19 protein-coding genes are annotated in these 26,193 nt (G+C 44.7%); 18 read left to right on the top strand and 1 reads right to left on the bottom strand.

Annotation, left to right across the window (positions count from 1 at the left end; all coding sequences use genetic code 11):
- Nucleotides 1-66 precede the first annotated feature (66 nt).
- From V6669_RS27430 to V6669_RS27405, 6 genes are all read left to right on the top strand, one after another.
- Entirely contained in the window at nucleotides 67-3,777 is a 3,711-nt protein-coding gene (locus tag V6669_RS27430) for a SwmB domain-containing protein (protein WP_338588711.1), read from the top strand.
- 329 nt (nucleotides 3,778-4,106) lie between these two features.
- Nucleotides 4,107-6,830, top strand: coding sequence for a stalk domain-containing protein (locus tag V6669_RS27425; protein WP_338588710.1), 2,724 nt, complete (start codon nucleotides 4,107-4,109; stop codon nucleotides 6,828-6,830).
- Nucleotides 6,831-6,877: 47 nt separating this feature from the next.
- Entirely contained in the window at nucleotides 6,878-8,038 is a 1,161-nt protein-coding gene (locus tag V6669_RS27420) for a sensor histidine kinase (protein WP_074092506.1), read from the top strand.
- Between the two features lie 7 nt (nucleotides 8,039-8,045).
- On the top strand, nucleotides 8,046-8,768 hold the full coding sequence (locus tag V6669_RS27415; RefSeq protein WP_026081439.1) for a response regulator transcription factor: 723 nt from the start codon (nucleotides 8,046-8,048) through the stop codon (nucleotides 8,766-8,768).
- Between the two features lie 357 nt (nucleotides 8,769-9,125).
- Entirely contained in the window at nucleotides 9,126-9,503 is a 378-nt protein-coding gene (locus V6669_RS27410) for a hypothetical protein (protein WP_036612497.1), read from the top strand.
- A 456-nt stretch (nucleotides 9,504-9,959) separates the two neighbouring features.
- The gene (locus tag V6669_RS27405; RefSeq protein WP_338588709.1) at nucleotides 9,960-11,849 is read left to right on the top strand and encodes a helicase-related protein; all 1,890 of its coding nucleotides are present in this window, start codon (nucleotides 9,960-9,962) and stop codon (nucleotides 11,847-11,849) included.
- 29 nt (nucleotides 11,850-11,878) lie between these two features.
- On the opposite strand, the gene V6669_RS27400 is transcribed toward V6669_RS27405, so the two are convergent.
- Nucleotides 11,879-12,241: a hypothetical protein gene (locus V6669_RS27400; protein ID WP_338588708.1), complete on the bottom strand. Its 363-nt coding sequence runs from the start codon at nucleotides 12,239-12,241 to the stop codon at nucleotides 11,879-11,881.
- On the opposite strand from V6669_RS27400, the gene V6669_RS27395 reads away from it, so the two are divergent.
- From V6669_RS27395 to V6669_RS27340, 12 genes are all read left to right on the top strand, one after another.
- Nucleotides 12,221-12,811, top strand: a complete 591-nt coding sequence (locus tag V6669_RS27395) for a ComF family protein (RefSeq protein WP_338588707.1) — start codon at nucleotides 12,221-12,223, stop codon at nucleotides 12,809-12,811. The genes V6669_RS27400 and V6669_RS27395 overlap by 21 nt on opposite strands.
- Before the next feature lie 316 nt (nucleotides 12,812-13,127).
- A complete protein-coding gene (locus V6669_RS27390; protein ID WP_338588706.1) occupies nucleotides 13,128-17,639 on the top strand; it encodes a fibronectin type III domain-containing protein in 4,512 nt (1,503 codons plus the stop codon).
- A gap of 149 nt (nucleotides 17,640-17,788) precedes the next feature.
- On the top strand, nucleotides 17,789-18,193 hold the full coding sequence (locus V6669_RS27385) for a TIGR03826 family flagellar region protein (protein WP_338588705.1): 405 nt from the start codon (nucleotides 17,789-17,791) through the stop codon (nucleotides 18,191-18,193).
- A 178-nt stretch (nucleotides 18,194-18,371) separates the two neighbouring features.
- Nucleotides 18,372-18,656: a flagellar biosynthesis anti-sigma factor FlgM gene (gene flgM, locus V6669_RS27380; RefSeq protein ID WP_047840678.1), complete on the top strand. Its 285-nt coding sequence runs from the start codon at nucleotides 18,372-18,374 to the stop codon at nucleotides 18,654-18,656.
- An 11-nt stretch (nucleotides 18,657-18,667) separates the two neighbouring features.
- Nucleotides 18,668-19,171, top strand: a complete 504-nt coding sequence (locus tag V6669_RS27375) for a flagellar protein FlgN (protein ID WP_338588704.1) — start codon at nucleotides 18,668-18,670, stop codon at nucleotides 19,169-19,171.
- A 19-nt stretch (nucleotides 19,172-19,190) separates the two neighbouring features.
- Complete coding sequence (gene flgK, locus V6669_RS27370) at nucleotides 19,191-20,747, top strand: flagellar hook-associated protein FlgK (RefSeq protein ID WP_338588703.1); 1,557 nt, start codon at nucleotides 19,191-19,193, stop codon at nucleotides 20,745-20,747.
- 24 nt (nucleotides 20,748-20,771) lie between these two features.
- On the top strand, nucleotides 20,772-21,692 hold the full coding sequence (flgL, locus tag V6669_RS27365) for a flagellar hook-associated protein FlgL (protein ID WP_338588702.1): 921 nt from the start codon (nucleotides 20,772-20,774) through the stop codon (nucleotides 21,690-21,692).
- 18 nt (nucleotides 21,693-21,710) lie between these two features.
- Entirely contained in the window at nucleotides 21,711-22,280 is a 570-nt protein-coding gene (locus V6669_RS27360) for a DUF6470 family protein (RefSeq protein WP_047840674.1), read from the top strand.
- Nucleotides 22,281-22,319: 39 nt separating this feature from the next.
- Entirely contained in the window at nucleotides 22,320-22,805 is a 486-nt protein-coding gene (gene fliW / locus V6669_RS27355) for a flagellar assembly protein FliW (RefSeq protein ID WP_338595058.1), read from the top strand.
- A gap of 1 nt (nucleotide 22,806) precedes the next feature.
- Nucleotides 22,807-23,052, top strand: coding sequence for a carbon storage regulator CsrA (gene csrA / locus V6669_RS27350; protein WP_237177432.1), 246 nt, complete (start codon nucleotides 22,807-22,809; stop codon nucleotides 23,050-23,052).
- 144 nt (nucleotides 23,053-23,196) lie between these two features.
- Nucleotides 23,197-24,090 (top strand): flagellin Hag, encoded by an 894-nt coding sequence (hag, locus tag V6669_RS27345; protein ID WP_338588701.1) that lies wholly within the window; start codon nucleotides 23,197-23,199, stop codon nucleotides 24,088-24,090.
- 161 nt (nucleotides 24,091-24,251) lie between these two features.
- Nucleotides 24,252-26,135, top strand: coding sequence for a glycosyltransferase (locus tag V6669_RS27340; protein WP_338588700.1), 1,884 nt, complete (start codon nucleotides 24,252-24,254; stop codon nucleotides 26,133-26,135).
- Nucleotides 26,136-26,193 lie beyond the last annotated feature (58 nt).

Below are 26,193 nucleotides of genomic sequence, written 5' to 3'. Positions count from 1 at the left end.
GACCGACATAAATATAGAGGTCTGTATATCAGACAACTAGGATATTGAGATAAGGGGGAAGGTTGGGTGTTTGTGAAAAAAATGGCCCGTAAGGGTTTGCTTAGTCTTATGGTTGTGATGTTAGTTGCACAAGGCTGGTTGACCGGATGGGTAGGTATGGAGTCTGCATATGCAGCAGACGAATTGGCTGGGAAAGGAATTATTGCGACGCTTCCTTTGTTAAATGCTACTCAGGTGGACGGTTCTGTGCCACTCAAGATTGAATTCGATAACCCAGTAAAGAAGTTTGATGGTACTAGAGATAAAATCACCATCCGTCGGATCTCCGATGGCTCTATCGTTAGAGAGATTGACGTGAATAGTCCAGCGGTAACCGTCAGACCAGATGATATCGATGCTGATGCGAGCCTAGGGAAATTGGTAGAAATCAGACCAGCTTCACCTTTGCCAGGCGGTAGCTTCTATGTTTCTATTGGCAGTCAATCTTTTGTCTATGAGAATAATCAAACCTTTGCAGGATTAAATAGGGAATGGGTATTCCATGTTGCTGCAGCTAATCCAGCCAGACTGTTAAACCGGTCACCGCAAACAGCTGCTATAGGTGTATCACCGTCTGCTAATATCGTGCTTACCTACGATCAAGCAATGTCCAGAGGTACTGGCAAACTGCAGATCTATCAGGGAAGTACCTTATATGAGGAGATTGATGCGAATTCAACACAGATCAGTTTTAACACATCCCAAACAACGGTTACGATTGATCCGGCTAGAAATTGGCCAAATAACAGCACGATATACATAGCTGTACCAGCAGGTTTCTTACGTGATGCAAATGGGAACGACACGTCCGCAATACAACGAATCGACTGGGGATTCAGTGTGCTATCCGACCCAAATGCGATAACAGTAGCCTCCCTGACTCCTACAAACGGAGCAACAGGTATAGGTCTTACACCTGAGATCACCTTAACTTTTACCAAAGAGCTAGATACCAATTACACGGCCCAAGCCGTCCTTAACAATATGAATGGTGGAACGGTTAATGCTACAACAATTATAAACAGTTCAAATAACCGTCAGTTACGCATCATTCCACAAACAAGTTTGACGAGTAACACAACGTATACGATTGATATTCCTGCTAATGTATTTCGAGATAAATCCGGAAATTTGTTCACTGGATTGAATGGAGCTACAGCATGGACCTTCAGAACGTTGTCTGTTGATACAACCGCCCCTGTACTTAAGACAGTAAAAATGTACAGTAATACGATCATCCGATTAACGTATGATGAGTTGCTTTCAACCCTTGATCCGTTATCATCAAGTTTTGCAGTTACGGTTAATGGTGAAAATCGGAATGTAAGCTCATCCTACGTGTCAGGTGATAGTGTGTATGTTGTACTTGATACGGGAGTAGCGGTAGGGCAGGTGGTGAGAATCGCTTATACACCTGCAACTGGGATACGCAAGATTCAGGATCTATCACTTAATGCAGCGCCAGCATTCTCTGCCAGAGACGTGGAGAATGGTCTGGATTCAATCATGTCCAAGCCACGTGAAGGTATAGCGTATACGAATACAATTAATCTCTATTATCCTGAGACCGTGTATATTAACTCCAGTGATGCATATAAACAATTCAGTGTTACTGCAGATGGATCAGTTGTGGGTGTCAGCAGTATGTCAACCAATACCAGTTCACTTGTTACATTGAATCTCAGTCGTTCAATATCTAATGGTGAAGTTGTCCGTGTATCCTATCAGCCGGGTGAACAGCCTGTTAAAGATAGCCGTGGTCAGGCGCTTGCTGGCTTCAGTGGGTTTTATGTGCGCAATAACAATGATACGAAGCCGCCTGAATTCCAGAAAGCTGAGATTAATGGTGATAAGTTGTGGGTGTATTATAATGAGCCATTAAGTCGATTGAACAAACCTTTGAACAATCAGTATTCCGTATTGGTAGATGGAAAAGCCGTATTTGTTAACAATGTAGACATCGAGGACGATCTTGTGACACTGAAGCTTGCCTCACCTGTAACAAGTACACAGATCGTAACCCTTTCTTATGTTCCAGGGGCTTATCGTCTGACAGACTTAGCTGGTAATCAAGCAGCTCTGCTGGATCTTGTGCCTGTGACGCATACTTATGGGAACGGAACGATCTTGTCAGGTGTTTTACAAGGGGACACAATACGGATTAATTTCCGAAACGCGTTAAAAACAGAGCCGTTATTAACACCTGCTCAATTCAAAGTACTGATTGGTAGTAAGACCATTCCGGTGAATTCTGCCTCTGTAACAGGATCAGTGGTTACCTTGAAACTTTCCGAAACGGTACCGGCTGGACAGACGGGTACGGTTACTTACACACCTGGAACAGTGTCGCTTAGAGATGCGCTGAATTCTGAGGTAGGGGCTTTCGGTCCGTTAACACTTCAGGAGAGCACAATTACTAATCCCACAGATACTACAGCAGTAGGGCGTCCAGCGTGGCTGACCGAGTGGAGTGCCGCTGATTCTGGATTTGGTCAAGGACTTCTGGTCATGAGTACGGATGTAGCTTCTGCCAAGACTACTCCTTCACATAATAATCGTACAACGCAGCAATATACGATCGATGAGACCAAGCTTGGTCAAGCATTTGAATATGCTTCTGCAAGTTATAAATTAAACCAACCTATATTGTTCGAGGTGCCAGCAAGTAATGAGACAGCATACGTTGGAATTCCATTCCATAAGCTATCCCAAATCGCTTCCAGGTATCGCACAGGTACGATTGGGGTCAAATATAAAGACAGTATATGGAGTGTGCCCCTCGCTGATTTGAAACTGGTATCCATGGGACAAAGTGCAGGAATAACAACGGCTCCAGGTACGGCAACATTATATGTACAGATGGAAACTGTCCCGAGACTATCTTCAGGTGCTATGGATTACATGTTGTCCAGATCCAATGCTCAGAGTCTGGGAGATGCAACGGAAGCTTATATTACACTCTTCAACGGAAATACAGGGAAAAGTGTGGAGCAAAATATTAAAAGCCAGTATTCAATCAAACTTCCTGGCAACACGTCTACTACACTAACAAGTTTGACAGCGATTGATCCCAATTCACAGTCATTATCGTATATCCCTACTGCGTACAGAACGACATCAACAGGGATTGTGGCACGAGGAATGCTCAATGGTAACCAGGTTGTCGCGCCGATCACACATCTGGTTAGCTTCCCGAGCGTACCGGATTGGGCACGTGATGCTGTAACGGAATTAGCTTCTAAATGGATTATTACAGCGGATAATCTTGCTAAATACAATACAAAAAGTAAGATCACCCGTGCTGAGTTTGCTGAACTTGTTGCAAAAGGGCTCGGACTGAAAGGAAACGCGGCTGCTGCGCAATTTAGTGATCTTGGCAAGAACAGCACAACGAACGGGTATATCGGTGCTGCAGTCGAGGCGGGGATTATTCAGGGCGTTGGTAATGGGAAGTTCCAACCTAACAATCTGATTACCCGTGAACAAATGGCGATTATGTTAGTTAAAGCAATGAATTACGCGGGGCAGTCACCAACTCTTCAATTGTCAGCCGCGAATACCTTGGCCAAATTCAAGGATCATAAAAAGATTAAATCTCCGGATCTTGTTGCCAAGGCAGTACAGACAGGCCTTATTCAAGGGACAGAAAATAAGGAATTCAAGCCTTTGGACAGAGCGACCAGAGAACAGGCAGCAGTAATGTTAAAACGGATGTTGAATCAAATCGGTTATCTATAAAAATAATGACTTCAAGTATTGCGGAAATGTATTCTACAATACTTGAGTTTATATATACCAACTTAGAAGCACATCAGCCGAACTACTCACGCTGATGTGTTTCTTTTTATATAGACCTACATATGAATGAATGGAATATTACATCCGAGATATGAAAGTGTGCTATTTTCAAAATCTATGCATGCTAATATAGGGGACAAACGTAACTTTTTCCACAAAAAGCAGTCTATTAATAGAAGAGTATACTAGGGATCTCGCTATCTGCTGCCTACTTGGCAGTGTTCGTGATGTCTAAGATTGATATACAAGATGGGAGAGACGTTTCAGACATGCTGGGGAAACATGGGAAACAGCTGGAAGACGTTAAGGGCAGTAAGGTGAAGAAATGGGCAATTGTGACGCTGGCGGGTGTGATCTGGATTGCACCGGTGATGAGCGCAGGTGGGCAGATGTGGTCAGGCACTTCGTGGCAATCGGTGGCCGCAGCGGCATCTACGAATACAAGCAAGTTGAGTGAAGAAATTCTGACTTCGGGTGCGAAGCTCATGAAATACAGATATACAACAACACGTTCTGGTTCCAAGGTCAACGTACTGGCTGATGTCATCCAGGTGGATCTGCAGAACCCGTATGTGAAGCTGGATGTGATGACAGGCAAGGGCGGTAATCTGAACAGTAAACAGAGCACAGGTGCCATGGCTAAGGAAAATGGTGCAGTAGCTGCTGTGAATGGCGATTACTTCAATGTATCCGGGGAGCTCGCGCCGATTGGTGGACAGGTCTCCGATGGCGTACTGGTCTCCACACCTTCCGAACTGTCGGGCATGTATGCCCTCACGGTGACCAAGGATGGCAAGCCGATGATCGACGAGTATTCTTTTGACGGAACCGTGAAGGCCCAGGATGGTTCAACCTTTGCTTTGCGTGGGATAAATAAAGAGGATTATACAGTAGAGTCGGGTGCGGTGAAATATAGTCATGCCAACTCGATGTATATTTATACACCGGCATGGACATCCACCAAACGTCCAAATGACCCTTCTACAACGCCGACAGAGGTTCTCGTGCAGAACGGAGTAATTACCCAAATCTCGGATAAAAAAGCGTTAAACATGACGGTGCCGCAGGATGGGTACATTTTGCGTGCGCATGGAACAGCGGCGACATGGATCATGAGCCATCTATCTGTTGGCCAAACCTTGGATGCGGATTACAAGCTGAAAGCTAAAACAACCGGGCAATCGGTCGATCCAAGTAATCTGGAGATGATGATTGGCGGTCACACCATTTTGGTGAACGGTGGCAAGGCAGCTTCCTTTTCCCGTGATATCGCATCTTCCGGCATCGGTGGCATTCGTGCAAGAACGGCAGTAGGATACTCGCAGGATGGTCGGTATGTCTACATCATTGCAGCAGAGAAAAACAGTAACAGCAGCGGGATGTCGCTGACGGAACTACAATCCTTTATGACCAGTGTGGGTGTCTGGAAAGGCATGAACCTGGACGGAGGCGGCTCCACAACAATGGTAACCCGTCCGTTAGGTGAGCAAACCGCCGGTCTGACGTTTAACACAGAATATGGCACCGAGCAACGTCAGGTTGTAAACACGCTAGGTGTGTTCTCTACGGCTCCTGTAGGTACACTGAAGGGCTTTGCTGTAAGTGGCAGCCAAACGTTGCTGGTGGGACAAGAGGGCAAGTACACAGCCAAAGGATATGACACCTACTACAACCCGATTGCAACAGGCGATATCAGCATGTCTTGGAAGTCCAGCAACAACGGCATCGTGAGTGTAAGCAACGGCACAATCAAAGGCGTGAAACCAGGTACAGCTACCCTGACGGCAACGAGCAATGGAGCTTCATCCTCCATTAAAGTATCGGTACTGGGTGGTAGTGAATTGGCTTCCCTGACAGCAGGATCAGGTCTCGGTTCCCTCAAAGCGGGCACAACGATGTCCATTCCGGTAACGGCAACAACGAAGAGCGGACAAAGTGTTACGGTTCCGGCGGACTCGCTGACATGGGAATTTATCGGATTCAAAGGTAAAGTTACTGCTGACCAATTAACCGTATCTTCCGTCAATTCTGGTGCACAAGTGGGATATGCGATTGGTCGTTACGATGGTTACAGCACAGTCGTAGTCCTCTCGGCTTCTGCCAGCGAAACGATCTGGGAGAATTTCGACAACGTGAATTATCCGATCAACTTCACGACAAACGCAGCGGGTGTGACTGGTTCGGCAACTGTTACTGCAGGAACGGGTGAAAAAGCTGGCTCCAATGTGCTGCAACTCGATTATGATATGACTGCTGGAACAGGCAAAATGTATGCATATGCACAACTGAACGGTTCCACAGGTAAAGAGGTATCTGCAGCAGCTACATCAATGTCCATGGATGTTATGGGAGATAAGAGCCTGAACTGGCTGCGTGCCGAATTCACGGATGCCAATGGCAAAACGGTATATGCCGATCTCGCCAAGGCGATTGACTGGAACGGGTGGAAGAAGCTGAGTGTGGACCTGAACGGACTGAACATTGCCTATCCGGCGAAACTGAAGCGGGTCTATGTGGTGAACGTGGAAGAAGGTCAGGATGAGCGTGCGAAATCAGGTACGGTTGCTTTTGACAACATCGCATTCACGATGCCTTCCAAGTCCAGTGAAGTTGGATTGCCTACGGGTACAGCTTCGCTTGTGCTTGGACAGAAATCGATGACGGTGAATGGAACGAAAAAAGCGATTGACGCAGCACCGGTCCTGAAAAATGGTACGACGTATGTGCCAATCAAACATGTTTTAGATGCTTTTGGAGGTCAGGCAAGCTGGGATAGCAAAAATCAGCGGATCACGGTATTACGTGGTGGCAAGCTGATTGATCTGGTTGTAGGGCAGAAAGAATTCATTCTGAATGGTAAAAGACAGAGCGCAACTGTTGCACCATACGTAACGGGTGGTAGGACTTTAGTCCCGTTAAGACTCGTTTCCGAGCAACTTGGTCTGACTGTAAAATGGGAACAGAAAACGAAGACCGTTACCATCTCATCGTGATATGGTATGATATATACCGGAAACGATAGAAATGGAGTCGAACAAACGTGGATTTACAAGCCGATGCCATAGACCGCGTCATTAAAAACGCCATACAAGTCATGGAAAACAGCAAATATCAAATGTTCGAAATTATGGACGCAACTCGTGATGAGCTGAAAACACTCAACGAGGAGTTAAAGTCGGTACTGAAGGAGACGGCGGAAACGATCGAGAAAGTAGATCAATTGGAGCTGAACTACCGCCGTTCCCGGATCCGGCTGACTGAGGTTAGCCGCGACTTTGTCCGTTATTCCGAGCATGATATCAAGCAGGCGTACGAGAAAGCAACACAGCTGCAGCTGGATCTGATGATTTATCGTGAGAAGGAAATGTATCTGAAGGCTCGTCGGGATGATCTGCAGAAGCGTGCCAAAAATGTGGAAGCTTCTGTGGAGCGTGCCGAGACCATCGGTTCGCAGATGGGTGTTGTACTCGAGTACCTGTCAGGTGAACTGGGTCAAGTGACCCGGATCATCGAATCAGCCAAAAATCGACAAATGATTGGTTTGAAAATAATTTTGGCCCAGGAAGAAGAGCGGAAACGTATTGCTCGTGAGATTCATGACGGGCCTGCGCAGATGCTCGCCAATCTAGTGCTTAGGACGGAAATTGTAGAAAGAATGCTCATTAAGCAGGATTTTAAGATGGTCCAGGCCGAAATAGTAGATTTGAAAGGCCAGGTTCGTTCCAGTCTTGAAGAAATGAGAAAAGTTATTTTCAATCTGCGTCCTATGGCACTGGATGATCTGGGACTGATTCCAACGCTTCGGAAGTACGTGCAGGATTTTGAGGTAAAAACGAAAATCCGGTCGCTTTTTGAAACAAGAGGTAAGGAACACCGTTTATCTTCCGCGATGGAGGCAGCGATCTACCGCCTCGTGCAGGAAGGTCTGTCGAATGCTGCAAAGCATGCTTATCCCACTTATGTTGTAGTGGAAATTACATACCAGGCTCAGCTCGTCAAAATTGTCGTTCAGGACAATGGGCTTGGGTTCAAACCGGAGCTTCTTGCGAAGAAAAGCAAGGATCATACCCACTTCGGTCTGATTGGGATGAGAGAACGGGTTGAACTGTTAGAAGGAAGAATAGAGATTGAATCCGGAGAAAATCAAGGAACCAAAATAGTGATTCATATCCCGACAAACGTGGATAAGGGAAAGGAGTAGCAGGATGATGGAAAACCGTGATACTGGTAAAGCATCGATTAAAGTTCTTTTGGCTGATGATCATCAGCTGTTCCGTGAGGGACTGAAACGCATTTTAAATATGGAGGACGACATTGAGGTCATCGGCGAATGCGGCGATGGAATTCAAGTGCTCGAATTCTGCAATCAGGATAAACCTGATATCGTATTGATGGATATCAACATGCCGATTGAAAACGGGGTTGAGGCAACGGAGAAATTGCGTGAGCTGTTCCCTGATGTCAAAGTAATTATCTTGTCCATTCATGATGATGAAAGTTATGTATTTGAGACGCTTCGTAAAGGGGCTAACGGATACTTGCTGAAGGATATGGAGGCTGAGTCTCTGATCAATGCGATTCGTTCCGTGCATGAAGGACATGCGTTCATTCATCCGAAAGTAACAGGCAAACTGATCATGCAGCTGCGTCGTATGACGTATCTTAATGAAACAGGGGCAATGAGTGAAGGAGCTTCGAAGGAAGCAGGCGTTAAATTTGTCGCTGGCGACAATAACCCGCTCACACGTCGTGAGGCTGAAGTACTTCGCTTGATGGCAGAAGGTAAGAGCAATAAAATGATTGGTGAATTCCTGTTCATCAGTGAAAAAACAGTAAAAAACCATGTCAGCAGTATTCTGCAGAAGATGGAAGTGGATGACCGTACACAAGCTGTTATCAATTCGATCAAATATGGTTGGGTTACGCTCTAATACCTTATGTTTTTCGTAAAGCAGTATTCTTACGGTAAGTCAGTCCATTGGTTGATTCAACCTTGACGAAGTATAGATTGGTGTTCACTCGCGCCCTTTCCAGAATGTTGGATTGGTCTGCGGGTTAATGGACTTTATCACTGCAAATGAGCAAAGTGCAAGGTTGTGCGGAACATATGTTCAAGCTTAGGCGTGAATGAATGACCTGGCCTGTCTTTCTTCGTCCGGTGTCGATCAGCGTGGAATATGAGTGATAGGAAATGCAATTGTAACCCTTCAGGAAGTACAGCATATACTTGTTGTATACAGGGATGTTCGCCATGGGTGAGCATGACCTTCCGAGGAGGTGCAGTTGCCATGGTTGCTCATCTGACTATGATTCTGCTCATATACTTCCTGGCGGCAATGGCCGTTCATGCCATGCACCAGCGCCATCTTTCCCGTCCGGAATCTGAAGGTTTCGAGCAGATCCTGCTCATCCCTTCCAATCAGGCAGGGCGGATCGAAGGCATTGTAAGAGAACTTTGCCGGGAATTATTATACCGTGGTAAGAGCTTCAGATTAACCGTTGTTGCTGATCGTACAGAAGCGGAAACGATTACGATTATTGAAAAGCTTATGCAAAGGCAAGGAATGGAGACATCTTATCTGCCTGCTGTCCCTGCTGATATTGAACGGGTAGCACAGACCGATCACACGTTTCGCCTGATTGATTTGCGTGAGTCAGAGCAATAAATCATATGTGAACGGAAAATGGGATTAACATTTCGCAGATCTACAGTGAAAAGATTACAGCAGAAGCTGTAGTCTTTTTTTGTAATTGTAGCCAAGTCTGCTTTTAAATTAAAAATGGGTTTTTATGCAATCTATGGTTATTGTCTGGGTTAAGGTGAGTTCATGAGCACTGAAATAAACTTTTCGAAGTCAGAACTCTTAATTTAAAAGTATAGACGATTCAGATTGGAAAAAGTTTCGCAATTTTATAGAAAGATTCTGGTTATTAGCAGAATTGTATGATGGTATCATGTTGTGTGACTAATCTTGTGATGTAGAGATTCAATTGGTATAGTGATAAGTAGATTAATCATAAGAAGATGAAATATGGACATGAAGCACATGCTCCGGCGAACAGCCGGGTTGGCATGTGCTTTTTTTGCGTTTAGGAGAAAGTAGGATGGGGGAGGAGAGTAAATGAAGGTTGCTTTGTATGTGTGCCGTGTAGGGGAAGGGTGGAGCATGATGTTATCAATCGACATTCGAGTGGATGTGGCTTGGTGGCTGGAGGGTGGAAGTGGGCGACATGTGCTGCGTTGGTTGCTGTTAGATAAGATGGTGCCGTTAAGCCAGGCATCCTGGTTGGTTGAACATTTTGAGATGGAGCGAGGTATGGATCGGTGGGGGCAGTACGAATGGCAGAGCTATTTTGCACGGAGGCTGGATGTGTATGAACTGGCCTCGGGGGAAACAGAGGCCAGAAAAGGTATAGCGGGCACAGCGGGGAGTGTCGCTGTGCGTGGTGCTTTGGTAGGCGGGATGCCAGAGTCGTATCCCGCCGGGCAGTGGGCTCAGCTGGAGCGGGACGCGGCCCTGCTGGCTGAGCGGATCAGCGGCCGCCAATTACTGGCGGCCGAGGCGGAGGCGTTGCTGGCGGATACCGCCCAGCCGCCAAAGGATTGGCGCGCGGCTGCGCAGCTCGCGCGCTTGCACGGGCGGCTGAGTATCACAGCCGCCCTCGAAGGGCCTGCCACGCGCCGTCGGCACGCGTGGCTTGGACGCGCGCGGAGCGCGTCCCGCTGCCACCGCTGTGGCAGCGAAGCCAGGCAGCGCGTGCCCTGCGCTGCCTGCGGCCTGGCGGCGTGCGCCTACTGCGAGGCTTGCCTCGCGCTAGGGCGCAGCCGTGCTTGTGCGCTGCTGCTACGCAGTGCAGCGCAAGGGGCCGTGCCACGACGCGGCGAAGCATCGCGTGGCACGGCCTTGGCCCCCACCGGCGGCGGGCTCGCCCGGTGGGGGCTTAGCGCAGCGCAGAGCGCGGCAGCAGCCACGGCGCTTGCGTTTTTGGCCCGGCCACCCGCAGGGGAAGGGCCGGGGCGGTTCTTGCTGTGGGCCGTGACCGGGGCCGGCAAGACCGAGATGATTTTCCCTCTACTCCAACATACATTGGATCGTGGCGGACGAGCTTTGGTCGCTACGCCGCGCAGGGATGTGGTGCTGGAACTAGCTCCGCGTCTGGCGAAAGCTTTTCCGGACACCTCGCTCGCTACTCTCTACGGAGGTAGTGATGAACGTTGGAAAGACGCTCAGCTCACGCTTGCGACCACACATCAACTGATGCGTTTTTATCAGGGGTTTGATCTCGTCATCATTGACGAACTGGATGCTTTCCCTTATCACAACGATCCCATGCTCGCTCACGCGGCAGCATCCTCCTGTAAGCCGGACGGGAGATTTGTCTATCTATCTGCTACACCGCCAGCTCGGCTCCAGAGGGAAGCAGCACAGGGGAAACTAACTCATGCCAAAGTTCCAGTACGTTTCCACCGTCATCCTTTGCCCGTGCCAAGATTGATCAAGATGGTTACCGTTGCTGAATGTATTAAGAAACGAAATCTTCCTTCTGCCTTGAAGACTAACATCCAAATTTCATTGGAGCGCGACGCTCAGGTATTTGTCTTTGTAACACGCATTGCCCAGATTGAGACGTTTGTGAACCTGATGCGTCGTACTTTTCCCGGAATCCATATCGAAGGAACCTCATCTCAGGACCCTGATCGTGCTAGCAAAGTTATAGCCTTTCGTGAGCGCACAATTCGTTTGCTCGTAACGACAACGATTCTGGAGCGTGGCGTAACCATTCCGCGTAGCGATGTCTTTATATTGGACGCAGACAATGGTCTCTTTGATGAAGCTTCACTGGTTCAGATGGCAGGCAGAGCTGGGCGTTCCATGGATGACCCGGCAGGTAGAGTGGTTTTTGCATCGTCTCGTCGGACGCGCTCACAGGTGAAGGCCGTTGCCCAGATTCGGAAAATGAACACCATCGCTCGTCGCAAAGGTTACCTGCATCCACCATCCCAGACATAATTGTCATCTGCCCAGTTCGTATCCACATATCACAATACATTCCCGAGACTGGAGGTATGCCCCCTATGTTCAACTGGCTCAGCAACATAACCGATCACGCGCAGTACCTGACCCAGCGTCTTCATCATCTGCTCGCCCCGCCGGGAGCGACTTGTCTGACATGTGGGACTCGAGCGATTCTGTCTTCTACCTATCCAGGCATATGCCCACGTTGTGTGAAGCAGATTCCATGGATCCGTTCCATCCGTTGCCTGCGTTGTGGTCGGGGTGTCGGATGCCCGGACTGTGCTCGTCCACATATGCAAAACCGTTCTTTTATCGCCAACCGCAGCGCCGTACAATACAACACTCTTATGAGAGAATGGATTGGAATGTACAAATTTCGAGGCCATGAAAGATACGCGCCGCTCTTAACCGCGCTGTTGATTCAATCCTTTCAAGCGATGAGAGAGGAGCAGAATTCTGCTTTGGCAAAAGAACCCCCAGCCCCCGTGGCTTATTCCGCCACACTTGCTCAACAAAAGAAGCCGCAATGGCGGCCTGACGCGGTCACCTATGTCCCGGTGAGCAGCGAGCGTCTGGCCGAGCGTGGCTTCAATCAGGCGGAGCGGTTGGCTGCTGGACTTGCCACCGCCTGCCGCCTACCCATTGTTGATCTGTTGCAGCGCCAGATCAACACCACCAAACAAAGCTTCAAATCACGCGGTGAGCGTATTGAAACGATGAAAAACGCTTTTTCCATCAACCCAGATGGCATTAAGTTAATTGAAGAGCTAAACAGGAGATCTCATCTGCCAACACATATGGGCATGTCACATGCCAAACCCATACAGTTACTTCTAATCGATGATATCTACACAACAGGCAGCACCTTGGACGCTTGTGGGCGGGTTATTCTAAATGCTGGTTTCTACATGGCGATTCCGGTCGAGATTTACACGCTGACACTGGCGAGATCGTAATCGGCAAATCAGTATATTGAGCTACTGTTTAATATTCTTCAAGTCTGCCTGTATACACAACCTACGCTTTACCTTCAAGTAGACAGGAAAATATGTTCCTTTAATAATCATTGTTATAATTGTGATTGTCTCCATTCCATTTATACCGTTTGAAGTATAGTTGTTTGAAGAAATGATGAATGAAAGCGCAATAAGAAATTTTTTACATGTAAAAAAGAGGAATTGGTTTTCTCGCGCAGAATAGATAGTTTTGCCGTTCACCACAGGTGACAGCATAGGGAGTGGCACAACATATCTTTTGAAGGGGAGAACAAAAGTGGTCGCAGGAAAAAGAAAAAACGGATTTTACTTATGGACTGTCCGTCTACTAGTATTCATGCTGGTATTCGGACAGTTTGGCGTGTACGGGGGGAACCGGGCACATGCAGCAGTAGGAAGCGGGATAGTCTCATCAAGTAATGATTACCAATATGTAATGACCAACAACAACGGTCAACTACAGGTGAACCAAAAATCAGTTAAACTGAGTTGGGCGAGATCCTACAATATTTCATCAACAGGTTATTCGTTCACCAGAATGCAGTCTATCCTGGGTTTCACAAGTGATATTACCAACATAAGCTTCGGATCGTATACATCCAAATATGCCGGACAGATCGACAATGCTTTTCTTATCGATCTGAGCAAAGTTCGTGAGATTGCTACTGAGATGACGTACAGACAACCGTATAACCAAGTTGGCGAGTGGACGATTACACACTATAATGTGCTAGGTCAACTAACGCCAATTGATGTATATGATTATGATGTCAGACAGTTGAGTTTGGTTGTAAACGCAGATACGGGAGAAGTTGTAGATTTTTACTCTGAACTTAATCCGTACTATACACGTAAAGCTGAGCCCGCTTCTTTTACCAAACAGGAGGTAAATCCGTTACCGATTAATAATGTACCCTCTGTGCCTTCGAATATAACGGGTAACTCAAGTGAAAACACGACTCATATTCGCTGGGATCATGCACAGGAAGCTGTACAGTATGAAATTGAGCGTGATGGTATTTTAATGGGGCCTTATTATGGTACGAGCTTGGATGATGCTGTACTCATTCCTAACAAAAATTACTCTTACAAAATACGTGCTATAAATTCTATAGGGAAAAGTGAATGGAGTAGTGTCTATAATATCAAAACACTTCTTAACGAACCTGTTATCTCCACGAGCTCTGAGCAAGGGAAAAATATAGTAGAGTGGGCTGCAATTAATCATGCCTATGGATATCAACTCCAAATTGATGGTGAAGCCCCAATTGACCTAGGTAATGTAACGAATTACGAACACGTTGGTTTGGAGGCCAATTCCAGTCATACCTATGCATTAAAAGCAGTATCATCAGATAATGAGAGCAACTGGAGTAGAACGGCTACGCAACTTGTTGTACCTGACTCAGCAAGTGGTTTGAAAATTACAGAAAATACATTCAATAAAATCTCTTTAAGTTGGACTGCAATTAAAGGTTCTAGTGGATATGACCTGGAGGTTGATGGGGTCGTTGTTCCGGTCTCTGGTACAACATACAGCAAGACGGCTCTTACGCCCAATACCGAGCACACATTTCGATTGAGATCTAAAAATGCAGGCGGCGTAGGTAAGTGGACTGACATGCTAACTGTTTCGACACTTCTAAGTACGCCTGTTATTAAAGCGATTTCTTCGCAAGAAGATATGTTTGTGGCATGGCCTGCAATTGAGGGGGCTACCTCTTATGAGGTTGAAGCTGATGGAGTTAATGTAGGAATTGTTGTAGATCCGGCATACACGCACACTGATCTATCACCAGGGACACTTCATAAATATCGTGTACGAGCTTTGAATGATACGAATACAAGTGCATGGACTACAATGTTGTCCCAAAGTACACTCCCTGGTCCTGTTTCGAATCTCACTATAAACACTGTCACTAATGCAGCTGTTGGTCTGAAATGGACAGCAGTGACCGGAGCGACAGGATATGATTTGGAGATTGACGGTACAATTGTAGCTGTTACTGGCGTAGCCTACACAAAGAGTAGCCTTGCAGCCAATACAGAACATACCTTCCGTATTCGTTCGAAAAATGCTGCAGGTGTGGGTGATTGGAGTGATCCGCTCAGTACAACGACACTGTTGAATACACCTGTATTAAAGGCGGCATCAGAAGAAACGAATATCAATCTGACTTGGGCTGATGTAGCAGATGCGACTACATACGAAATTGAGGCGGACGGAGCAGTAGTGGCAACAGTAGAAGAGTCTAACTATAGCCATGCAGCACTGCTGCCAGGAACTGCCCATAAGTATCGCATTCGTGCGTTGACGGATACCAATACAAGTCCATGGACAGCAATTCTGACGCAGAGTACTATACCTGCATCTGTTACAGGCTTAACGGTTAGCTCGTCTACGAACGTAGCCATTGCTCTGAAATGGACAGCAGTTACAGGTGCAACGGGATATGATCTAGAGATCGATGGAACGGTTTTCCCAGTGACGGGAGTGGCCTATACGAAGAGTGGTCTTGTAGCCAATACAGATCATACCTTCCGAATCCGTTCGAAGAATGCCGCCGGTGTAGGGGCATGGAGTGAGTTGATCAGTGGAACAACACTTCTAAATACACCGGTGTTAAAAGCAACATCAGAAGAAACTGCAATCAATTTGACATGGGCAGCCATTGCTGATGCAACGAAGTATGAGATTGAAGCCGATGGAGCAGTAGTCACGACAGTTGGGGAACCTAGCTTTACCCATACAACACTGCTTCCAGGAACGGCGCATAAGTATCGCATTCGTGCGTTGACGGATACCAATACAAGTGCATGGACAGCAACTCTGACGCAAAGCACGATTCCTGCTTCGGTGACAGGATTGACCATTAGTTCAATAACGAACGTGGCTATTGCTTTGAAGTGGACAGCAGTAACTGGAGCCACGGGATATGATCTAGAAATCGACGGTACCGTTGTCCCAGTAACGGGAGTAGCGTATACGAAGAGTGGTCTTGCAACAAACACAGATCACACCTTCCGTATTCGCTCGAAAAATGCCGCCGGTGTAGGTGCTTGGAGTGATCTGATCAGTGGAACGACACTGCTGAATACACCAGTACTAAAAGCAACATCGGAAGAAACTGCTGTCAATCTGACGTGGGCTGAGGTAGCAGACGCAACGAAGTATGAGATTGAGGCAGACGGAGCAGTGGTTGCAACTGTAGAGGAGCCTAGGTACAGTCACACATCATTGTTACCAGGAACAGCCCATAAATATCGTATTCGTGCCTTGACGGATACTAACAACAGTGCATGGACAGCAACCCTGACACAGAGCACGATACCTGCTTCAGTGACAGGATTAACTGTTAGTTCAACTACAAACGTAGCTATTGCATTGAAATGGACAGCAGTGACTGGAGCGACGGGATATGATCTGGAGATTGACGGAACGGTTGTCCCAGTAACGGGAGTAGCTTATACGAAGAGCGGTCTTGCAGCGAACACAGACCATACTTTCCGTATTCGTTCGAAGAATGCTGCTGGTGTAGGGGCCTGGAGCGAACTCATCGATGGAACGACACTTCTAAATACACCGGTACTAAAAGTAACATCGGAAGAAACTGCAATTAACCTGACATGGGCTGATGTAGTAGATGCAACGAAATATGAAATTGAGGCGGATGGAGCAGTAGTGGCAACAGTAGAAGAGCCTAGCTTCACCCATACATCATTATTACCAGGAACGGCTCATAAATATCGCATTCGTGCGATGACGGATACCAACACAAGTGCATGGACAGCAGTGCTGACGCAAAGTACCATCCCTGCTTCCGTTAACGGTTTCATGTTAAATACCGCTACACCTGTTGCTATTTCATTGAAATGGAGCCCTGTTACAGGCGCTACCGCTTATGATTTGGACATTGATGGTGCTGTAATTTCTGTGAGTGGGTCTGCTTATACGAAAAGTGGTCTTCTAGCCAATACAGATCACACCTTCCGCATTCGTGCCAAAAATGCTGCGGGCATCGGTAACTGGAGTGAGATTGTAACCGCCTCGACCCAATTAAATGTACCAACAACGCTGAAAGCTGTACCTGAAGAAACTGCATTTACGCTGACATGGAATGAAGTTGATGGTGCAACAAAATATGAGATTGAAGCAGATGGCATAGTGGTTGCTACGGTGAGTGATCTCTTGTTTGTCCACAATGGATTGCTTGGTGGGACGGCGCATAAATACCGTATTCGTGCCCTGACCGACACTAATGTGAGTGCATGGACAGCAATATTGTCCCAAAATACGTTACCTGCCAGTGTCTCAGGTTTGAGTATTAACTCAGCAACCACAGCGGCTATCGCGCTGAGATGGACTGCTGTATCTGGAGCTACAGGGTATGATCTGGAGATTGATGGTACGGTGGTTGCCGTGAGTGGAGTTGCTTATACGAAGAGCGGACTTGCACCAAATACGGAACATACCTTCCGAATTCGTGCAAAAAATGCTTCTGGTGCAGGAGCTTGGAGTGAGATTATAACGGGAGTGACTCAATTAACTACACCTGTGCTGAAGGGAACTTCAGACAGAACAAACGTTATTCTGACTTGGGACGCGGTTGGGGGAGCTTCATCTTACGAAATTGAAGCAGATGGGCAAATTGTGGCGACTGTCAGTGATGCAACGTTTATTCATTCTGACCTATTACCGTCCAGTTCGCATAAATATCGCATTCGGGCATTCAACGACCAGAACACAAGTGCATGGTCTTCTGTACTAAGTATTAGAACATTGAATTAGTGTTGTATAATGGGGAACAGGCTTGCGTATATGTGCATCCTGTTCCCATCTTTTGTTCTGTAAATAGACTATGGCTTCATCAGAGAAAATAAGGTAATGTATAGTTATTATCTATTCGGAAATGGAAGTTTGAGAGGGGCGTTTTAGCGATGAATCTAGGTAATTGTCCTCGCTGTGGTAAATTATATGCGTTGAATTTTAGAGATGTATGCTCGAATTGTATCAAGGAAATAGAGCAGGAATATCAGATCTGTGTAGATTATTTGCGCGAAAACAAGGGCACCAACATACAGGAACTATCTGATGCAACAGAGGTTTCAATTAGAAATATTACCAAGTTCATCCGTGAGGGACGAATTTCCATCGAGAACGCCCCAAATATGATGTATCCTTGTGAAGTATGCGGAACGTTGATTCGTGAAGGTCATATGTGTGACTCTTGCCGCAATCGTTTAACGAAAGACTTGGCAGGAGCAGCTCGTGAAGTAGGTCAGAAGGATAACAACAATGTAGGCGGACGAACCTACAATGCTGTCGACAAACTACGCGATTAATAGGAGCGAGGGCTCAAATACATGTTTTGCTATAACAAATGTTTTGAAACGTACCGATAAACTTATTAAAGATTATCGGTTTTTTTTATTATCCTAATCATTTTGACAACATAAAGATTAAAGTAAGAAAAACGTATATCAACGTAAACTCCTAATCATGGAAGGAAGTGTATTTTGAATGAAAATCAATGAACCGAGTAGAATTGGAGCAATCAATTCATATCAAAGGAACGTTGAATCCAATCAGCAGGCTGATGCCAAGAAGAGCCGCCGTAAGGACGAGGTATCCATTTCTCCGGAGGCGATGAAGATGCTTGAGGAACAAAGTCGTACACAGGACGCAGGACGCATACAACGGATACAGGAACTGAAAGAACAGGTGAGTTCGGGAACGTATCAGGTAGATAGCAGCAAGCTTGCTGACAAGTTGCTACCGTATTTTAAGTCTTTTGATAAGGAATAGGTGATCACGTAATGGCAGCACTGGACAGATTGATTGCAGTTTTGCAGCAAATGGAACAAAGTCACCGCGAGATGCTGGCACTCAGTGAGGTCAAGAGACAGGTCATTGTCAAAAATGATGTAGATGAACTCATTGCCCTCCTCAACAAAGAATCTCGTTTCATGAAACAACAGGAGCCATTAGAGATCGAACGGCAGAGTGCAGTTCATGAACTGCTACAGGAGCGTGGAATCAAATCTATGCTGAACCTGAATATTACTGAGATCTCGAAGCTGATTTTTGATCCGGCTGACAAACTGCGATTGCTTGAAGTCCAGAAAAAGCTGGCGGGAACACTGCATGAATTAAAAGAAATCAATCAACTGAATCAAAAGTTGATCGAGCAATCGCTGATGTTTATTGACTTATCCATGGACATCTTTGCTTCTCGACCAGAACAGGATGCCACATATCAGCATCCTGCTGATAAGAACGGTAATCCAGGGCGAATCGGTCTGTTTGACACGCGTGCCTGATTAATTAGGGGGAAACCAGGTGACATCTACATTTCATTCAATCGAAACGGCTAAACGCAGTTTGTTCACACAGACGACAGCTCTTAGCACAACAGGCCATAACATAGCCAATGCCAACACTGAAGGCTATTCACGCCAAAAGGTAAACATGCAGGCATCTATTCCGATGGAGCCGTTCGCATTTCTGCATAGTACAACACCAGGACAGCTCGGTACAGGGGTAGAATTTGACTCCATTACACGTGTGCGCGAGAAATTTCTGGATGACCAGTATCGCAATGAAAATACCAACTTCGGGAGTTGGTCCATTCAACGAGATACTCTTGAGAAACTTGAAGCTATTGTAAATGAACCATCAAACACTGGTTTTCGAACCGTTATGGATAATTTCTACAAATCATGGTCAGATCTGAGTAAAAATCCTGAGGATGTCACAGCACGGCGGATCGTAAAAGAAACGACGTTGGCTCTGACCGATGCGATGAATCAGATTAGCCGTCAACTGGATGCACTTAGCGAGGATCTTGATAGTAACATTGCTGTGAAAAGCAATGAAATTCAGGGCTACCTCGGTAACATTGCGAACCTTAATAGTGCCATTGTAAAAGTCGAGTCTCTTGGCGACAATGCCAACGATTTACGTGACCAACGTGATCTGATGACAGACAAGCTTTCCAAAATCATGAATGTTACCGTTACGGATTCTCCGCAAGGATACCAGGTTCAGATGAATGGACAGGCACTCGTCACTGGTGGGGCGGTACAAGTAGCGGTTGATCCTGCTTTTCTGAATGCTGCATATACAGCAGGCACGCTCACCAACGGCGAGGTCCACGGCATGATTAAGTCCAGAGATACTTTGGTGACTGATTATCAGAAGCAAATGGACGACTTGGCTAATACACTTGCCAATGGGGATATTGAGATCACCCTTCCTGCGGGTTCTGTCTTGCCAGATAATACTGTACTGGATGGAGTTACATACACAGGTGCAGCACGGACACTGGCAACTGATCTGAAGGTTACAGTCAAAGGCCTAAACGGATTGCATCAGCTTGGATACAGTATGGACGGAACGAATTCGCCAGGATTACCTTTCTTTACAGCAGCAGGTGGTGGAACAGCCATCACAGCTGGCAATATTTCATTGAATGCCGAAATCTTGGCTGATCCCAACAAGATCGCAACCTCGCTCCGAACCACAACGGATTCTTCAGGAGTAGAAACGGTAATTAAAGGTAACAATACACTGGCTAATCTGCTGGCTAATTTGAAGGATACTCCAATGAAATCCGTTGATGGTTTGCGTAATGCAACGATTGGTGCTCAGTTTAGTGCAATCGTTGGACAGTTGGGTGTTCAATCCCAAGAAGCGTCCCGTCAGACGTCCAATTCCGAGTTTCTCGTAGAACAAGTGGACACTCGTCGTCAATCGGTCAGTGGTGTTTCCTTGGATGAAGAGATGGCCAATATGATCAAATTCCAGCATGCTTACAGTGCTTCTGCACGTTTTATGACCACATATGACCAATTGCTCGAAAAATTAATTAACTCCACCGGCGTAGTAGGCAGATAATAGAAAGGAGTGACATAACAGACGATGAGAATTACTAATAATATGTTGAGCTCGCAATTGATTCTTAACTTGAATCGGAATGCACAACAGATGAATAGTACACAAACTCAATTGGCAACGGGACGGAAGATCAACAAACCTTCTGACGATCCGGTAGGGATTACGTACTCCCTTCGTTATCGTGCAGAATTGTCTTCCAATGAGCAGTATCAAAAAAATGTGGATAGCGCTGTATCATGGTTGGATTTTAATGATACAGTAATGGACCAAGCTGGCAGTGTGGTTCAGCGGTTGAGAGAACTGACGGTGCAGGCGGCTACGGGTACTAACCCCCAATCTGCACTAGATAGCATCAACGAAGAGGTCAAACAATTAAAAGCACAACTTGTTGATATTTCAAACAGCACGTTGAACGGGAAGTATGTATTCAATGGTGAAACCTACGATGTGAAACCTTATGACTTTCCTACCAGTGCTGATGGTTCGTTCGATACAACTAATGCTGCTTCCATCGTTACTGATCCCGGTAAAATTAATTTTATCGTGGGTGAGAGTATCCAATTACCAATTAACGTAACTGGCAATGAAGTATTTGGTGATTCTACGGAAGCCGATAATCTATTTGTAATCTTTAATACGATTAGTCAGGCTCTCGCGAGTGGGGATCAAAAGGAATTGTCCAATCAGCTTACAAACATTGATACTCGAACAAACAAGATGCTCGGGATTCGTGCAGAAATCGGGGCGAAAACCAATCGCGTCGAACTCATGCAAGGTAGATTAAGTGATCTTGAAGTGAACTTAACGGATTTACAAGCAAAGGTTGAAGATGCAGATTACGCTGAGTTATCAATCAAGTCTAAAATCCAGGAAAACATATATAATGCTTCACTTTCTGCTGGTGCTAAAATTATCTCTCAATCATTAGTTGATTTTCTTAGATAACAAAGGAGAGATCATCTGATGAATACTCTTCCAGTGGTACAAATACACACAACGCCCACGCTATTACATATCGATGCGGACATTGGTCAGTATTCGATTCGTCAGCCGAAGGCGGAGGTCCAACTCCATACCAAGCCTAGTAAATTAACGGTGCAAAGCCATGCAATAGAGCTGAATGTGGATCAGTCCAAGGCTTTTTCTGCCTATCATGGTGGGAATATGATTGATATGAATGCCCGAATATATTCGGGTATTCAGCAATTATTCATGCAGAATATGGCTGAGCGTGTGCAACAAGGAAATGATATGGCAGCCATCCACAAACCAGGCAATACGATTGCCAATATTGTAGGAACGAATTGGCAGGCTAAACCGTTTCCTGAGACACGCACGGCAGCTTCCTCTGATAATGTGGATGTACGTGTGTTTACGCAAGCACCAGACATTCGATTTGAAGCAGCAGAATCCGAGATGAATGTAATTGTGAACAAGCCAGAGATTGAATATCAACGTGGTAAGTTGGATATTTATGTGCAGCAATATGCTTCTATACAATACACTCCGCCTACGATTGATATGGGATTATAATATATAATGTAGAGCTATAGACGGTTATAATACCCCGCTATAGCTTTTTTCTATAAAATCATCGCCAAGGAGGCGTTTATTATTTTTATTGAGACAAGTACATGGGGAAAAATTGAAGTAGATGAAAACAGCACATATCAATTTCCAAGAGGTCTGCCTGGTTTTGAAAACGAAACTAGTTTTGCACTAATCCCTTGGGAAGACACACCATTTAGTTACTTACAATCATTAACGGAGAAAGAGCTCTCTTTCTTGGTAGTCAGTCCTTTTGAGTTTAAGCAGAACTATAGTTTTGAATTGAGTGAAGAAGATAAAGAAGAACTCAAAATCGAAGAAGATGTAGCCGTTTATTCCATAGTCACTGTACATTCAGATGTGACAAAATCAACGATGAATCTCTTGGCCCCAGTTATAATTAATCCTGCACATCGAGTAGGCAAGCAAGTTGTTCTCCAGCAAACCGGTTATATGACTAAACATCTCATATGGACAGAAGAGGCGACTTCGGCTAAGGAGGGGGTCTGAAATGTTAGTATTGTCACGTAAAAAGGGCGAATCTATTATCATTCATGATAACATTGAGGTAACTGTATTGGCAGTGGAAGGTGATACAGTGCGAATTGGTATCTCCGCCCCCAAACACATTGATATCTTCCGGAAAGAGGTATATGCATCTATTCAGGAGGCTAATCGAGAGTCTGCAAAACCTGATGCCCCTAGTGTCGCTGCTTTTATGGAATTACTTCAAGGCATTGAAAATAAAAAAAAATAAAAATATTCCAATTTACTATTAACAGTTCTTCTCTTCCTGTCGATATATAGTTTAGACGCTGCTTCGGCAGGGCGGCCGACCTTAATGTCGCGGCGTTTACCACAAGGATGTGGAACTAACTTATTTTCAGGGAGGAAATTTCTAATGATTATCAACCACAATATCGCTGCAATGAACACTCACCGTCAATTGGGTGCAAACACAGCCAACACAAACAAGGCTATTGAAAAATTGTCTTCCGGTCTGCGTATTAACCGCGCTGGTGACGATGCTGCAGGTTTGGCAATTTCCGAAAAAATGCGCGGTCAAATCCGCGGTTTGGATATGGCTACTAAAAACGGTCAAGATAGCATTTCCTTGATCCAAACAGCTGAGGGTGCATTGAACGAAACTCACTCTATCCTGCAACGTATGCGTGAATTGGCAGTTCAATCTTCCAATGACACGAACACAGATAAAGACCGTGAAGCTCTTCAAAACGAAGTGGATGAGTTGGCTAAAGAGATCACTCGTATCTCCAACACAACTGAGTTCAATACTAAGAAATTGCTTAACGGTTTCGCAGATGGTGCTTCTGGCGTAAGTAGTGCAGCTAACCTGAGCTTCCATATTGGTGCAAACGCTGATCAAAACATCTCGCTTACAATTAAAGCAATGGACGCTGCAAGTTTGTCTGTTGGTGCAGCAACAGGATCTTCTTCTGCTACTGGCGCAACAGCAGCAGCTGTAACTGGTGGTATCAGCATTTCCAGCGCAACTTCCGCGAACGCTGCCATCACAACAATCAACAACGCGATCGAAACAGTTTCTACAGAACGCGCAAAACTGGGTGCTTATCAAAACCGTTTGGAGCACACAATCAACAACTTGGGAACAACTTCCGAGAACTTGTCTGCTGCTGAATCCCGTATTCGTGACGTAGACATGGCTAAAGAAATGATGAACCAAACGAAAAACAACATCTTGGCTCAAGCTTCCCAAGCAATGTTGGCACAAGCAAACCAACAGCCACAAGCTGTACTGCAATTGCTTCGTTAATTTTATATTATCTCAAAAACTGCCAGGCTTTGTCTTGGCAGTTTTTTTGTGTTTAAAATATAAATTCCATAAATTTTCAGATGAATTCCCCGAAAAACGACTAATTAAAATAGGGAAGTGCACCGACATATAGTATAAGACTGAAGAGACGAGAGGGTTCTATGACTAATACGATTTCGTTATGCATGATAGTTAAAGATGAAGAGAGCGTTTTGGAACGATGTTTAGATAGTGTTAAAGAATTTGTTGATGAAATCATTATTGTAGATACGGGATCAATAGATAGAACTCCAGATATAGCAAGAAAATATACAGATAAAATCTATTCATTTGAATGGATTAATGATTTTTCTGCAGCAAGGAATGAATCCATTGGATATGCTACATCTGATTACATTTTAGTGTTGGACGCCGACGAATATTTGGAATCGGGATATGAATTAAAAAAAGATTTACAAGAGGAACTAGATTTCTATGTTTTTAATATTAAAAATACAACAAATCAAGGTACAGCATTTAATCATACTGCAGTAAGATTATTTAAAAATAATTTTGAATTATATTATGAGAACAGACTACATGAACATTTAAATATTATTGATAATCATAAAAACTTTATAAGTGGGACTTCTAATTGTTTAATCGTTCACTCGGGATACGGCGATTCCAATAAACTTGAAGAAAAAAAGGTGAATCGAAATCTTCCGCTGATGAAATTGGAAGTTAAAGAAAATCCGACAGGCTATAACTTATTTAATATGGGAAAGACATATTTTGGATTGCATGACTACATGAAAGCAATAGAATTTTTCAAACGATCTTATCCACTAAGTAAAGACCGTATGTACTTGCCTGAATTACTAACTAAATTGGCATATTCTCTTGCAGAGATAGGACAGAGCGATGAAGCATTAAGTATTTTAAGAGATGCAACCTCTATTTATCCTAATGAAACTGAAATGAAATATATCCAAGGTGTTATATATAAAAATGCAGGATATTATAGAGACGCCGAAGATTGTTTTTTACGCTGTCTTGAACTGGGGGATCAGGGTACTGCGGTGACTGAAGGTAGTGGTAGCTTTAGGGCTCATCTTGAGCTGTCTGAGGTATATGAACTACAAGGTGATCTGAGTGAAAGTTATAAGAAGAAGATACAAGCTTTGGAAACAAAAAGCTCATTAGAAATTATTTTTAATTATTTGGAATTTACATTGAGAATGAATCAACCTGCTGATGAAATTATACAAAATATTAAGAAGTTTTATAAAATGGATAATATACAAGACTTACAAAACCTAATGAATATGTTATATGGTTTACGTCACCCATTACTCCATTATTATCTGGAAAAATTCAAAATAGAAGCAGATGCCCATATTAATGTAGTATCGATGATTTACAGTAAGGATAAGCAAGCTATGAAGAGAGCTTTAGACCAGTCTGGAAATATCACTAAAGAAGAAAATGGTGAAGATCTTCTACTTTTAGCGTATGCGTTCAAAGAGATGACTTTAATCACTCAACTTCAACCTTTGATGAACTTGGGGAGTAAAGAATTAAAGGTTATCAGAATGCTTTTTGAAGGAAAAGCCTTACCTGGCTCAATGAGTGTGAGTTTAGAAAGAGCGTTTTTTGTATTGTGTGAGAAGCTGATTATTATCGAGGAGTTTGATTTGTTCCAGGAACTTGCAGAAAAGCTTATGGAATCGAAGCGAAATTACAAAATAACACTCAGCAAGCTCTTAAAAAAATATAAATTTGATGAGTTAGCTATAGATTTGTTAACTACTCTTTATAACAATGAGAACAGTAATATTGAAGTGATTCAGTTACTTGGAGACTTGTGCTTCCGTAATAATTACCTAGAAGATGCGACATTCTTTTATAATTATTTAAAGAAAAATAACCCTAACTATCAAGTCTATGAGAGATGTTTTGAATTAATTAAAAATTCCAATGATGAGTTTGAGAAAGTGCAATTACAGAAGGAGATATCAAAACTTTATCCAACTGCCCTATGGGTAGCTAACATACAATTTTAAATTAAAGAAGGAAGATTAACTTAACTTTAATTTCGCTGTAAAGTGAAAGGTGTAGGAG

The organism is Paenibacillus sp. Y5S-9, from assembly GCF_036894235.1.
Classification (GTDB): Bacteria; Bacillota; Bacilli; order Paenibacillales; family Paenibacillaceae; genus Paenibacillus.
The sequence above is the reverse complement of the archived record's forward strand: the minus strand, read 5'-3'. Positions and strand labels throughout refer to the sequence as shown.